Raw genomic sequence first — 14,289 nt, forward strand, 5'->3', positions numbered from 1 at the left:
AATAATCATGAAATTTAAAAAAACAAAAAATGAATTTAAAAAGAAAAAAAGTTATCGTTGAAGACGTAATGTAACTATTGGTATTTTATTATTAATAATATCAGGTATTGCTGGTGTTATTTCCCAATATGGGTAAAATATAAATTATTATAAAATATATAAAAAATAAAGGAACATAAAAATGAAATTTATTCGTCAAAAAAAATGAGTACTACCAGCAGTAATTATAATTGTTATACCCTTTTTAGTATTAATAAATACTTTATTAGTTTATGCTTTAGTCTTTGTTCGTAACATGTTTTCTCATAGTGGGGATAATCAACAACCATTTACACTTAAATTTTTAATACAGGATGTTATTAATTATTGATTAATATTTTTAATTCTATTTCTTATTGAATTTTCAGTTTTATTATCTTACTTTATGATTCATAAATATAAAATTTATCGTGAAACTCATAATAAAAGTCGCTTTTTACGTGATTCAAAAAATAAAGTGTATGGATCTGCTGCTTGATTAACACCCACTGAAATTGCTAATACCTTTCCTTTATCAAAAACTGTTGAAAATGATTACGGTATTGTTGTTCAAACAACAAAGACTAAAATTGGTGGTGTCCAATTTAATATTAAGTCTGATGCTCATAATATTGTAATTGGGGGAACAGGAAGTGGTAAAACTCAAAAATTAGTTATTCCAACTATATATTTAAATGCCCAATCAAAAATTAAACCATCAATGGTTATTACTGACCCAAAAGGAGAATTATTTCAAAATCATTCTAAAATATTAAAAGATAATGGTTACGATGTTTATGTTATTAATTTACGTGATACATCAGTATCTAATTCATGAAATCCTTTTGTTAAAGTATATGATTTTTATGTAGAATCAATGCGTTTAAAAAAAGAAAATAATCCTTTAAATGAATCAATTACTTATGAATCAATGGCATTATCATGAATTAATGATATTGTTGAAGCCTTATTTCCTGAATCAGATCCAAAACAAAAATTTTGAAATCAATCAGCGATGCAAGTTGTTAAATCAATTATGTTATTTATGCTAGAACAACTTGAAGATCAACCTGATGTTCCGTTAAAATACTTTAGTATGTCAAATGCTGCTATTGTTGCTACTAATCGTCAACGATATGTTGAAATTCTAAAAAAAATGCCAACTCATAGTTTAGCTCGTCAAATTGGTTTAGGTGCATTAGAAGGTGCTGAAGAAACTGCGGGATCAATTAGTCAAATGGTTGCTAATGGATTACGTTTATTTACTGATCCAGTGACACGAAATATTAGTTGTAGTAATGATATAAATTTAGATGAAATTGTAAAAAAACCAAGTGCTGTTTTCTTAGTTGTACCTGATGAAAGTAATGAACGTAATGCTTTTGTATCAATGTTTATTGCACAGTTATATAAAAATACAATTCGTTATGCAAGTACTTTGCCTGATATTAAATTACCACGTCCTTTATACTTTTTATTTGATGAGTTTGGTAATATACCAACGATTGCTAGTATGGCACAAATGATTACTGTTGCACGAAGTCGTAATATTTTTTTCATGATGATTATGCAAGATTTACAACAATTAACACAAAAATATGGTAAAGAAACAGCAGAAACTATTTTTAATAACTGTATTTTGCATACTTTTTTGCAAACTATGGATTTACAAACTGCTAATAAATATTCAGATATGTTCGGTGAAAAAACAATTATTAATTATAGCCATTCTGGTAATAAAGATAAAAAAGCTGATAATATTAATTCATCATTACAAGGTAAAAAATTAATTACAGGTAGTGAGTTAATGAAATTAGATTTTGATACTGCTGTTATTTTTTTAGCAAAACATAATCCAGCAAAAACACGTTTAATTCCGTTTTATGAATGAGGAAGTAAACCGGCAGGACAAGCAACTGTTACAAATGCTTCACGTTTAATTGATTTTAATAAAGATTATTATTTAAGTTATATTGGCTTATTCTATTATATTGAGAAAAGAAAAAATCCACAAGCTGCTGCCGAAAGAGAAAAATCAGAAAAATAAAAAACAAACAATAGTTAAGAAATTGTATATAAAAGAATATTTATTTTAATATATAAATGTATATTATTGATAGATATAGAAAATAACGATATACTTATTTCATGAATAGATCAAAAATATAAGTTTTACTTTTTATAAATTATGCTAAAAAAGGTAAGTACATAATAATGTTAAATATTATAAATAAACTTATATGAAAGGATTTTAAATATGAATGTTCCCAATATTATTTCTTTAATAAGATTAATATTAGTTCCAATTATTGTTAGTTTAATGATTATCGGTCCAATAGATAATGATAATTTTTATCATCTTTGAATAACAAGTATTAATATTAATAATTATAGTTTACCAATTAGTTGGTTAATAGCAGCAATTTTATTCATTATTGCTGCCATTAGTGATTTTATTGATGGATGATGAGCAAGAAAATTTAATCAGGTAACAACTTTTGGTAAATTTTTTGATTCAATTGCAGATAAACTTTTAACTAATGGTGTTTTAATTGTAATGGCATGTGGTACTATAATTCCGGTTTGAATGGTAGTTATTTTGGTATTACGTGATTTTATTATTGATGTAGTTCGTCAAATTTTGGCTACTAAAGGCACAGTAATGGCTGCTGATAAATATGGTAGAATAAAGGCAGCAGTACAAATGTTAGGAATTACAATTTTATTTTTTATTAATTGACGATTTTTAAATGGTAGTGTTAATGGTCATAGTAATAATGATCAATATTGTTTAATTAATCAATTAGTAATGATACCAATGTACGTTGCTACAGTATTAAGTATTTTTAGTGCTTATAATTATATTAGTTCAAATAGTAAAAAAATGTTTAATATCTAAAAATAAAAGGAGTATTAATATAAATGATAAATAAAGTAATTGTTTTGAATCAGTGAGCAGTAGTTACAGGAGCGTCTAAAGGATTGGGATATTATTACTGTCAAGCATTATTAGCACAAGGTTATCACGTATTAGGGGTATCACGTGATAGTAAAAAAATATTAGAATTAGCAGATAAGTATCCACACTTACAAGTTAAAAATTATGATTTAGATTTATCTGATTTAAAAAATATTTATAAATTATTTCAGTTATCAAAAGAATTAAATGTAACAGTAGTTATTAATAATGCTGGTTATGGTGTTTGAGGAACATTTGCAGATAGCATGTTAGAACAAGAATTAAATATGATTAATTTAAATATTTCTTGTTTACATATTTTAACAAAGTTATTTGTTCAACGTTTTAGTAAAAATAATTATGGTCGTGTTATTAATATTGGAAGTATGGCAGTTTTTAGTCCAGGGCCTGTTTTTGCTAGTTATTATGCTTCTAAATCATATGTTTGAAGTTTAGGTGTTGCAGTTAATTATGAATTAAAAAGAGCAAAAAGTAAAGTAAGAGTAATTACAATTTGTCCAGGTCCATTAAAAACTGAATTTTGAAATCGTAGTAGTAATGGTAAAGGAAATAAAGAACATTATAGTTCATTATTACCAGTTTTAGATACTGAAACTTATGCTAAAAAGTCTTTACAAACAGCCTTAAAAACAAAAAGAAAAAGTTTTATTATTACAGGAATTTCTAATAAAATTACAAGAACTATTATTAGAATATTACCTTTAAAAACAGTACTTAAATTAGTATATAATTATCAAAAAAATCGCTAATAATGAATTTCATTTTTTATTTTAATCGTAAAAATTATTAAAAAACATTTATTATAAATGTTTTTTATTGTTTTTTTAAAAGAAAGGTTTATGATGTATCCAACTTCTTAAGATTTTAAGAAATTATTAAAAAAGAGGTGTTATTTATGAAAAAATATTTATCAATGTTAACAACAGCAGCATTATCAGCAGCATCAATATTTTCAACTTCTTCGATATTAAATTCATATGTAAAAAATTCCAATTTAATAAATGTTGATAATTTACATGATGTAATACAACAAATTGATATTGTTGAATACCCTATTTTTGCTGATAATGGAGAAACTACAACTAAAACTTTTGAAAAAAATGTTATTGTTCTTTTTAGTGATCCTTCAAAATTAAAATATATAGAATTAACTGATATAAAAAGTCATGTCGATTTTCATATAAATGGAAAAGATTATTATTATAATGATCAAAGTAAGAATTCAGTTATTGTATCTAGTGATACAAAGTTTATTGATAATAGTATTTCACATGAAGGAAATATGAATAAAGTTCAACAAACAGTTAGTTACGATTATGATTGAAATCAAAAAGCATTTATTTTTAAATTTGTTAGTGTTGAAACAGTTACAGCAAATAATGAAAAAGATACTCAGTTTGTAAGAGGTTATTTTACTACTAGTTTAAAGTTAAATTTGCATGAATTTTAATTTATAGTTTAAAATATTATTTTTTTAACTTAATTAGAGAAATTATATTATAAAAGTAGTACTTAAGTATTACTTTTATTTATTTTTTTGTTTTTTAAAATAAAATAATTATAATAAAATAAATAATATTTATATTATAAAATTAATTAAAGCATTAATAATAATTTATAATAATGATTAATCAAAATATATTATATACAGTATGAGATTCTATTGTAATTTGGTTTAAATTTGTTATTATTATATTTGTCCTAAAACTTTAGGACAAAACATCAGTTTAATTAATTTAAAATTGTAAATTTGGCTTTATGCCCTTATATGAGTAATTTTCATGTAAGGGTTTTGTATTTTAATTTATTGATATGAGTCTTTAATTTAGTTTAAAAACTCAATTTAATATCTATTCCAATTTCATAAATTAATATTCCCACTTACCCTTAAACCAAAATTTATACAGACTAATAATTAAAAACATTTTAAAATTTATATCATTATAATTTAAAAGTATTAAGTTTAAGGTCAAATTTACTCTTTTATGGTAATTAAGTTTGTTTATAGTAAAAGTATTATTAAAACTTTAGAAAATGAGGTTTATTAAATGCATAATATTATAAATTGTGGCATTTATTTTGCCAATGTGCCATTAACAAAAACAACTAACGAAACTAGATGTAAAAATATAAATTGTAATTATCAATATTGTAATGGTTGCAAACTTGAAACGGTTATCATTTGAACACAAACTCCTGATCAAAAATGTTTAATAATTCCTATTATTAGAAATTCAATTGAACAACATGAGCAAAGCCTAGGCTTATTAGGTGATAACTTATCTATTATTAAATTGAAAAAATCTAATAATAATTCTATTTTAAGTTTTCGCGAGGAAGATATTAGTTATGCTGATCTTAATCGTGCAACTTGAATTAAAAACTTTAGAATTGGTGATGAATACTTAATCAATGGAGAACTTCGTGTCTTAAATGAAACTGAAATTCATGATTTATCTTTTAGAGTAAAAACATTACCAATATCAAGTATTAATACAATTGCCAATATTGGTATTAATAAAAATTTAAATTTAAATAATAAAATTGTAAGTTATAGTGACAATACTTTCAAAGAATAATTTCTTAAAACAATTAAAAATATAAAAATTCTTAATATTAAATTTCTCTCTCTTTTAAAATTAAAAAATAATAAATTTAGGGTAGTAACATTAACGTGTTACTACCCTAAAATAATAAAGAATTGTCTAAAGTTTTAAGGAAATGTTTAGTAATCTGTGTAACTTACAAAAATAACTATGTTTAATTAATTCTAGTAAATATAATTAAATGACTAGAAAGAGTGAGTTACAGATGGCTAAAAAAGATAACTTTAATAATAATGATCCAATATCAAAAGCAGTAGATTTATTACTAGAAAATACTGAAGATTTAACAACAGTTTTTAAAACTGGCGGTTTATATAAAGAATTAACAAAAAGATTAGTTGAAAAAATGTTGAATTCTGAAGTGCAAAATTATTTAGGATATGAAAAAAATCAACATAGTACTACTGAAAATGCTCGTAATGGTACAAGTTCAAAAAAATTAATAACTCAACAAGGTAAAATTGAAATTGATGTACCAAGAGATCGCAATAGTAATTTTACTCCTGTAATAGTTCCTAAAAGGCAAAGAAGATTTAATGGTTTTGATCAACAAGTTCTTTCCTTGTATGCAAAAGGAATGACATTATCTGACATTAGAATGCAGTTGCAAGAGTTATATCATGGTGCTGATATTAGTGAAAGTGTTATTAGTCAAATTACTGATGATGTTATTGATGATGTTAAAGCATGACAAAATCGACCATTAGAAAGTATTTATCCTATTGTTTATTTTGATTGTATAGTAGTTAAAGTACGACAAGATAAACGGATTATTAACAAATCAGTTTATATAGCATTAGGAGTTGATTTAGAAGGCAAAAAAGATGTTTTAGGATTATGAATTAGTGAAAATGAAGGTTCTAAGTTTTGATTATCTAATTTCACAGAAATGAAAAATCGTGGCTTAAATGATATTCTTATTGCTTGTAGTGATAATTTAACAGGCATGTCAGAAGCAATACAATCAGTTTATCCTAAAACAGAACATCAATTATGCATTGTTCATCAAATTAGAAATAGTTTAAAATATGTTTCATACAAACATCGAAAAGGTCTAGTTGCAGATTTAAAACCAATTTATAGTGCATGTAGTGAAGAACAAGCAATGCAAGCTTTAGAATCGTTTGAAAGTAAATGAAATAAACAATATCCTCAAATTACTAAATCTTGATATAAAAATTGAGATAATTTAATGGTTTTTATTAGTTATCCAGTAGAAATCAAAAGAGTGATTTATACTACAAATGCTATTGAATCTGTTAATAGTCAATTACGAAAAATCATCAGAAATAAAAAAGTTTTTCCTAATGATATGGCAGTTTTCAAAATATTTTACTTGGCAATTGAAAATATAACAAAAAAATGAACATTGCCTATTCAAAATTGAAATACAGCAATTGCTCATTTTATGATAAAATTTGAAGACAGAATTAATCTAAATTAGTAACTTTGTAAAACAAAGATACACAGATTATTAAAAAGCCTCATTTTAGATGTATTTAATAATAATTTAAATGATTGATTTAACATTTCAAATGTAAGATGTGGTGTTGTTTTTACAATATTTTTAACTCCTATATTTTTATCTATAAGTATAATTTGTTTTTGGGAGATTGTCAAAAATCCGGAATAAATTAAATCTTATATAGTCTTATTATTTTTTAGACAAGAAATAATTTGGATTTTTATTAAATCGTACATTTATATTACTATTTTTTAAAAAATATTTCAACTAAAATACTTAATTTTAAAAATTACTAAAATAAATTTAATATTTATACACAACAAAAATGCTTATTAAAGATACTTTAATAAGTTTTATTTTTATTTTTTTAAAAACATAAATTTTTAATTTATAATAATTATATTTCTGTATTTATTTTAGGCTTTTCTCCCTTTATGTACTATTTTAATTTTATCACATAAATGCTGAGAAAAGCCTATCTACGGACTTCTCCCCACATTTTTAAATCAAACATAGAATTACAGTTTCAAAAATAGGTATCTTGTTGAATTTATATGCAGCTTCTTTAGCATATAAATGAACATGATGTTTTGCAACTTTGATATGTGTTTTAAATGTTCTTCTTATATGTTTTCAAACTGATTCAATTTGGTTGGTATTTACACCAATTTTTGAAACATAGCAATCTTGATGGTTAACTGTTTCATGCTTAGTGAAAACTGATTTAAAATCGCAATATCCTTTTCAAGAATCAGTATATACAAGACATTTTGAAGAAATGTGGTTTTTTGCAAACTGCAAAAGATTTTTACTCTTTGCGTTTTTCAATACTTTCACAATTAAATTATTGGTTGTTTTTTGATAAATGCCAACAATCAAGGTTTTATTCACCAAGGATCTTCCTTGTTTTTTAAAACCAATATGTGAAAGATACATTTCATCAATTTGCACTGTACCTTCAACAATAAATTGAGGTTTTTGTTTTGCAATACGTGTTCTGATTTTATGAGTCATTCTTCAAGCAGTTTTCAAAGTCACTCCCAATTCTTTTGCAATATCTGTTGATGGAATTCCATGTTTGGTGTTTATTCATCTAAAGATAAGATAAAACCAAGATGTTAAAGATGTTTGTGACCTTGAAAATATGGTGCCTGTGAGAATGCTAAATGTTTGATTACATTTTAAACATCTCATTCTTTTTAAATCAGAAGTATTCAAATTAAAACTAAAACACCTAATACATTTGTTTTCTTTCAAATTTGCTATATATGCAAGACATTGCTGTTCAGTTTGAAAAGCATTGTTGAATTCATTCAGTTTCATTATTCCCTCCACAAGTACATGTGGGGAGAAGTCCGTTATTTTATTACATTTAAAAATAACCATTTTAATATAAATTAAAATAGGCTTTTCTCCCTTTATGTACTATTTTAATTTTATCACATAAATGCTGAGAAAAGCCTATATACGGACTTCTCCCCACATTTTTAAATCAAACATAGAATTACAGTTTCAAAACTAGGTATCTTGTTGAATTTATATGCAGTGGAATGGCAACCTTTTTTAGGACTATTTTTTGGTAGACATTTGTTTTTGATAATTAACTGGAGTTAAGTAGTTTAAAGTGCTGTGAATTCTTATGTTGTTATATCAATTGATGTAATCAAATAATTCTAATTTTAATTGGATTAATGATGTAAAATTTTTAGCATTAATAAATTCGGTTTTGAAAGTTTTAAAGGTTGCTTCAGCAACAGCGTTATCATAAGGACAACCTTTTTTGCTTAAAGAGCGATTAATATTGAATGCTAGTAAAAGTTTATCAATAATTTTATTATTAAATTCATTACCGCGATCACTATGAAATATTTGAATATCTTTTAAACAGCGATTTGAGTGCATAAATGCTTGATATACTAATGATGCATCTTTTTTAGTACCTACACTATGTCCAATTATTTCGCGGTTAAATAGGTCAATTAATAAACAAATATAGTTTCACTTACCATTTACTTGAACATAAGTTAAATCACTAACAATAACTTCATTTTTAACTCTATTATTAAAGTTTCTATCAACAAGATTGGTTATTTGACTATCATTGACTTTATTATGATTTTTGTATGATAATTTAGTGTATTTTGATATTAAATTATGTTTATTCATAATTTCTTTAATTTTTCGTATTGATAAATAAATTTCTTGGTTTTCTAGAATGACTTTTAATCTTCTAGTACCATAAACTTCTTTATTTTCTTTAAAAGCACTAATAACAGCTTCATCATAAATATTATTTTTGATTTTATTTTCTTTTTTCTTTAAATTAAAATAATATGTTGATTTAGAGATTTTTAAAAAATGACACATTGTGCGAATTTTATATTTAACTTTATTTTTGACAATAATTTCTATTTTCTGCCTATTATTAGTGCTGCTTGCTTTAAAATATCATTTTCCATTCTTAATTGTTTTAATTCTTTTCTTAATTTAATTAATTCATTTTCTTCAACAGAACGATTATCTTTAGTTTTAAAACTACCTGAATTAGTAAATTGCTTAATTCAATTGTAAGTAGCTGCTCTTGTAACATTATATTCTTTAGCAAGGCAAGATACTGATTTGCCACTTTGATATAAAGCTACTATTTGTTTTTTAAATTCATCGGTATATGAGTTAATATTGGCCATAATTATAGTTCCTTTCTTTGTTCAATTGTCTATGTAATTAGTGTCCAATAAAGTGTAACCCATCCACAATTTATAGTTCATGTAGTGAAGAACAAGCAATGCAAGCTTTAGAATCGTTTGAAAGTAAATGAAATAAACAATATCCTCAAATTACTAAATCTTGATATAAAAATTGAGATAATTTAATGGTTTTTATTAGTTATCCAGTAGAAATCAAAAGAGTGATTTATACTACAAATGCTATTGAATCTGTTAATAGTCAATTACGAAAAATCATCAGAAATAAAAAAGTTTTTCCTAATGATATGGCAGTTTTCAAAATATTTTACTTGGCAATTGAAAATATAACAAAAAAATGAACATTGCCTATTCAAAATTGAAATACAGCAATTGCTCATTTTATGATAAAATTTGAAGACAGAATTAATCTAAATTAGTAACTTTGTAAAACAAAGATACACAGATTATTAAAAAGCCTCATTAAATTTTAATAGTGTAGTATTTAGTCCTTTAATACAAATGCCTTATGATTCAAATCAATGATTACCATTTGCATTAAGTGATATTCCTTTAATTGGTAAATTATTAAATGCTTTAACATTAGGTATATGAATTAGTTGAGTTATTACTCAAAATGCTCAACAATATAAAAAAATGTTATATTTTAATGGTTTTATGTCAGCATTTTTTACAAGTAATTTAGAAAGTATTATTGGTAATGGTGGTTTAATTCCTTTAAATGCATTTACAAATGATAATGATTTTACTATTGGTAAATTATTAGGTGCAAATGTTTCAACAACTGCTATGACAATGAAATTAAGTGATAGAATAAGTGTATATCCATGAGATCCTACTACTGGTAAGAAATTAAGTGTAAAAGAACAAATAAGTACAGTTGATTTATCACAAAAGAAAAATAATAAAGTTTATATTTTAGCAGAAGATACAGAGTTTTTAGATATTGCTTCACCATTTACAAATGAAGATAAAGATTATCAATGAAATCCTACAAGTAATGGAGTTATTGATGGTTCAAATTATGCTTATATTATTGATACAATTGTAACTCAATCATTACATCAAGGTGAAGAAAGACATACATTTTATAGTGATAATCCTTTTACTTATCAAGGTGATTATAATGAAATATCAATTGCTCAATTTCGTGAGGCTTTTTAATAATCTGTGTATCTTTGTTTTACAAAGTTACTAATTTAGATTAATTCTGTCTTCAAATTTTATCATAAAATGAGCAATTGCTGTATTTCAATTTTGAATAGGCAATGTTCATTTTTTTGTTATATTTTCAATTGCCAAGTAAAATATTTTGAAAACTGCCATATCATTAGGAAAAACTTTTTTATTTCTGATGATTTTTCGTAATTGACTATTAACAGATTCAATAGCATTTGTAGTATAAATCACTCTTTTGATTTCTACTGGATAACTAATAAAAACCATTAAATTATCTCAATTTTTATATCAAGATTTAGTAATTTGAGGATATTGTTTATTTCATTTACTTTCAAACGATTCTAAAGCTTGCATTGCTTGTTCTTCACTACATGCACTATAAATTGGTTTTAAATCTGCAACTAGACCTTTTCGATGTTTGTATGAAACATATTTTAAACTATTTCTAATTTGATGAACAATGCATAATTGATGTTCTGTTTTAGGATAAACTGATTGTATTGCTTCTGAAATGCCTGTTAAATTATCACTACAAGCAATAAGAATATCATTTAAGCAACGATTTTTCATTTCTGTGAAATTAGATAATCAAAACTTAGAACCTTCATTTTCACTAATTCATAATCCTAAAACATCTTTTTTGCCTTCTAAATCAACTCCTAATGCTATATAAACTGATTTGTTAATAATCCGTTTATCTTGTCGTACTTTAACTACTATACAATCAAAATAAACAATAGGATAAATACTTTCTAATGGTCGATTTTGTCATGCTTTAACATCATCAATAACATCATCAGTAATTTGACTAATAACACTTTCACTAATATCAGCACCATGATATAACTCTTGCAACTGCATTCTAATGTCAGATAATGTCATTCCTTTTGCATACAAGGAAAGAACTTGTTGATCAAAACCATCAAATCTTCTTTGCCTTTTAGGAACTATTACAGGAGTAAAATTACTATTGCGATCTCTTGGTACATCAATTTCAATTTTACCTTGTTGAGTTATTAATTTTTTTGAACTTGTACCATTACGAGCATTTTCAGTAGTACTATGTTGATTTTTTTCATATCCTAAATAATTTTGCATTTCAGAATTCAACATTTTTTCAACTAATCTTTTTGTTAATTCTTTATATAAACCGCCAGGTTTAAAAACTGTTGTTAAATCTTCAGTATTTTCTATTAATAAATCTACTGCTTTTGATATTGGATCATTATTATTAAAGTTATCTTTTTTAGCCATCTGTAACTCACTCTTTCTAGTCATTTAATTATATTTACTAGAATTAATTAAACATAGTTATTTTTGTAAGTTACACAGATTACTAAACATTTCCAATTTCGTTATAATAATATGGGTTATTTAACTGGTAATGCTTTTAATTGAACTACTTTATATAAATTAAATCATGATGAATATGAATAAAGTGAAGAAACTACATTTAATTATCCTGCAAAAATATTACCACCAAGTCCTCAAAATATAGCAAAATCAATAATTATTAATTCAGATTTAAAAATTGAAATGACAGCAAATAATTTACCTTTAACAGATACAAGTTCAATTCCAGTAAAAGATAATCTTGATAATTGATGAAATGCAAATCAAAATAAATTAGTTAATTATGAAATTGATTTAAAGTTTTTATTAGACCCTACATTATTAATTTAGGCTTTTCTCCCTTTATGTACTATTTTAATTTTATCACATAAATGCTGAGAAAAGCCTATCTCCGGACTTCTCCCCACATTTTTAAATCAAACATAGAATTACAGTTTCAAAACTAGGTATCTTGTTGAATTTATATGCAGCTTCTTTAGCATATAAATGAACATGATGTTTTGCAACTTTGATATGTGTTTTAAATGTTCTTCTTATATGTTTTCAAACTGATTCAATTTGGTTGGTATTTACACCAATTTTTTAAACATAGCCATCTTGATGGTTAACTGTTTCATGCTTAGTGAAAACTGATTTAAAATCGCAATATCCTTTTCAATAATCAGTATATACAAGACATTTTGAAGAAATGTGGTTTTTTGCAAACTGCAAAAGATTTTTACTCTTTGCGTTTTTCAATACTTTCACAATTAAATTATTGGTTGTTTTTTGATAAATGCCAACAATCAAGGTTTTATTCACCAAGGATCTTCCTTGTTTTTTAAAACCCATATGTGAAAGATACATTTCATCAATTTGCACTGTACCTTCAACAATAAATTGAGGTTTTTGTTTTGCAATACGTGTTCTGATTTTATTAGTCATTCTTCAAGCAGTTTTCAAAGTCACTCCCAATTCTTTTGCAATATCTGTTGATGGAATTCCATGTTTGGTGTTTATTCATCTAAAGATAAGATAAAAACAAGATGTTAAAGATGTTTGTGACCTTGAAAATATGGTGCCTGTGAGAATGCTAAATGTTTGATTACATTTTAAACATCTCATTCTTTTTAAATCAGAAGTATTCAAATTAAAATTAAAACACCTAATACATTTGTTTTCTTTCAAATTTGCTATATATGCAAGACATTGCTGTTCAGTTTGAAAAGCATTGTTGAATTCATTCAGTTTCATTATTCCCTCCACAAGTACATGTGGGGAGAAGTCCGTTAATTAAATCTTTTAATGATTTAAAAAGATATTATAAATCAATAACTATTTATTATGATTATGATATTAAAACAGTACAAGAAATTCATAATAATTCCATTCCTACTATAACATCAACTTTATATACTGATTTTTCTATAGAAGAAAATTTTACCAATCCAAAAAAATATGATGGAATTCAAGAAATTTTATTAAAAGATTTAATTTTTCAAGATAATCCTCCAGTTAATAACCTTAGATTAGGTTATTGAAGTCATAATACTTCTGGTTCTACAATACAACTTGAAAAGGAAAGTGGTATTGCTAATATATATGGAATAACTAACGAACATTATAATTTAAATAATTACAAATTTAAAATCAAAGATAATGGTAATATTGGTGGGTGAGAAAATAATTTTGAAAATAATAATTTTTTAAATTATTGTATTGTAAATAATAATTTGAAATGAAATTTTTATTTACAAGCAACATTAGGAAAAATTGAAAATATGTGATATATTACAGGTAAAATTGGTGAAAATGATAAAGCATATGCTAGAGTATATATTGATAGTATTAAAGCAAATATATATAAAATAGTACTAAATTCAAGATAATTATGATATTATAATACTATTAAGTTAAGTAAAATATTCAAGGAGTAAATTATGGATACAAAAAAATGTTATAACTCATGAAATAGAAAAGGAAAAATTTGTTGATAAAATTTAT

General features: G+C 24.4%; 14 protein-coding genes and 1 pseudogene. 11 read left to right on the forward strand and 4 right to left on the reverse strand.

Going from position 1 to position 14,289, the window contains the following annotated elements:
• Window positions 1–7 precede the first annotated feature (7 nt).
• The 7 genes from AACL02_RS03305 to AACL02_RS03335 all read left to right on the forward strand — a co-directional run bounded on the left by AACL02_RS03305 (window position 8) and on the right by AACL02_RS03335 (window position 7,048).
• A complete protein-coding gene (locus tag AACL02_RS03305; RefSeq protein WP_255495888.1) occupies window positions 8–136 on the forward strand; it encodes a hypothetical protein in 129 nt (42 codons plus the stop codon).
• Window positions 137–181: 45 nt separating this feature from the next.
• Complete coding sequence (locus AACL02_RS03310; protein WP_281749401.1) at window positions 182–2,065, forward strand: VirD4-like conjugal transfer protein, CD1115 family; 1,884 nt, start codon at window positions 182–184, stop codon at window positions 2,063–2,065.
• Window positions 2,066–2,275: 210 nt separating this feature from the next.
• Window positions 2,276–2,917, forward strand: coding sequence for a CDP-diacylglycerol--glycerol-3-phosphate 3-phosphatidyltransferase (gene pgsA, locus AACL02_RS03315; protein WP_339042787.1), 642 nt, complete (start codon window positions 2,276–2,278; stop codon window positions 2,915–2,917).
• A gap of 23 nt (window positions 2,918–2,940) precedes the next feature.
• Window positions 2,941–3,747 (forward strand): SDR family NAD(P)-dependent oxidoreductase, encoded by an 807-nt coding sequence (locus tag AACL02_RS03320; RefSeq protein ID WP_339042788.1) that lies wholly within the window; start codon window positions 2,941–2,943, stop codon window positions 3,745–3,747.
• A 146-nt stretch (window positions 3,748–3,893) separates the two neighbouring features.
• Window positions 3,894–4,448, forward strand: coding sequence for a hypothetical protein (locus AACL02_RS03325; RefSeq protein ID WP_338973674.1), 555 nt, complete (start codon window positions 3,894–3,896; stop codon window positions 4,446–4,448).
• Window positions 4,449–5,046: 598 nt separating this feature from the next.
• Entirely contained in the window at window positions 5,047–5,577 is a 531-nt protein-coding gene (locus AACL02_RS03330) for a hypothetical protein (RefSeq protein ID WP_339042789.1), read from the forward strand.
• Between the two features lie 232 nt (window positions 5,578–5,809).
• Window positions 5,810–7,048, forward strand: a complete 1,239-nt coding sequence (locus AACL02_RS03335) for an IS256 family transposase (protein ID WP_339043531.1) — start codon at window positions 5,810–5,812, stop codon at window positions 7,046–7,048.
• A gap of 522 nt (window positions 7,049–7,570) precedes the next feature.
• Here AACL02_RS03335 and AACL02_RS03340 read toward each other — a convergent pair.
• Both AACL02_RS03340 and AACL02_RS03345 read right to left on the reverse strand, forming a co-directional pair.
• Window positions 7,571–8,386: an IS1595 family transposase gene (locus AACL02_RS03340; RefSeq protein WP_339043533.1), complete on the reverse strand. Its 816-nt coding sequence runs from the start codon at window positions 8,384–8,386 to the stop codon at window positions 7,571–7,573.
• 252 nt (window positions 8,387–8,638) lie between these two features.
• Window positions 8,639–9,756 (reverse strand): IS3 family transposase gene (locus AACL02_RS03345; protein WP_339042790.1). Its coding sequence is split into 2 segments (ribosomal slippage): window positions 8,639–9,513 and window positions 9,513–9,756, totalling 1,119 coding nucleotides; the frame shifts between segments, so codons are not numbered across the junction.
• A 68-nt stretch (window positions 9,757–9,824) separates the two neighbouring features.
• On the opposite strand from AACL02_RS03345, the pseudogene AACL02_RS03350 reads away from it, so the two are divergent.
• A pseudogene (locus tag AACL02_RS03350) lies at window positions 9,825–10,193 on the forward strand (transposase); the annotation flags it as partial.
• Window positions 10,194–10,275: 82 nt separating this feature from the next.
• Window positions 10,276–10,938, forward strand: a complete 663-nt coding sequence (locus AACL02_RS03355) for a hypothetical protein (protein WP_339042791.1) — start codon at window positions 10,276–10,278, stop codon at window positions 10,936–10,938.
• Window positions 10,939–10,968: 30 nt separating this feature from the next.
• Here AACL02_RS03355 and AACL02_RS03360 read toward each other — a convergent pair whose 3' ends face one another.
• Window positions 10,969–12,207: an IS256 family transposase gene (locus AACL02_RS03360; RefSeq protein ID WP_339043535.1), complete on the reverse strand. Its 1,239-nt coding sequence runs from the start codon at window positions 12,205–12,207 to the stop codon at window positions 10,969–10,971.
• Between the two features lie 282 nt (window positions 12,208–12,489).
• Here AACL02_RS03360 and AACL02_RS03365 point away from each other — a divergent pair, with 282 nt between their 5' ends.
• Entirely contained in the window at window positions 12,490–12,636 is a 147-nt protein-coding gene (locus AACL02_RS03365) for a hypothetical protein (protein ID WP_339042792.1), read from the forward strand.
• A 252-nt stretch (window positions 12,637–12,888) separates the two neighbouring features.
• Here AACL02_RS03365 and AACL02_RS03370 read toward each other — a convergent pair whose 3' ends face one another.
• Window positions 12,889–13,539, reverse strand: coding sequence for an IS1595 family transposase (locus AACL02_RS03370; protein WP_339042793.1), 651 nt, complete (start codon window positions 13,537–13,539; stop codon window positions 12,889–12,891).
• On the opposite strand from AACL02_RS03370, the gene AACL02_RS03375 reads away from it, so the two are divergent.
• Complete coding sequence (locus AACL02_RS03375) at window positions 13,485–14,174, forward strand: hypothetical protein (RefSeq protein WP_339042794.1); 690 nt, start codon at window positions 13,485–13,487, stop codon at window positions 14,172–14,174. The two genes, AACL02_RS03370 and AACL02_RS03375, sit on opposite strands and share 55 nt — an antisense overlap.
• Window positions 14,175–14,289: the final 115 nt, after the last annotated feature.

It is taken from the genome of Spiroplasma endosymbiont of Apeira syringaria (genome assembly GCF_964020205.1).
In the GTDB taxonomy this organism is placed as follows: Bacteria; Bacillota_I; Bacilli_A; order Mycoplasmatales; family VBWQ01; genus Spiroplasma_E; species Spiroplasma_E ixodetis_A.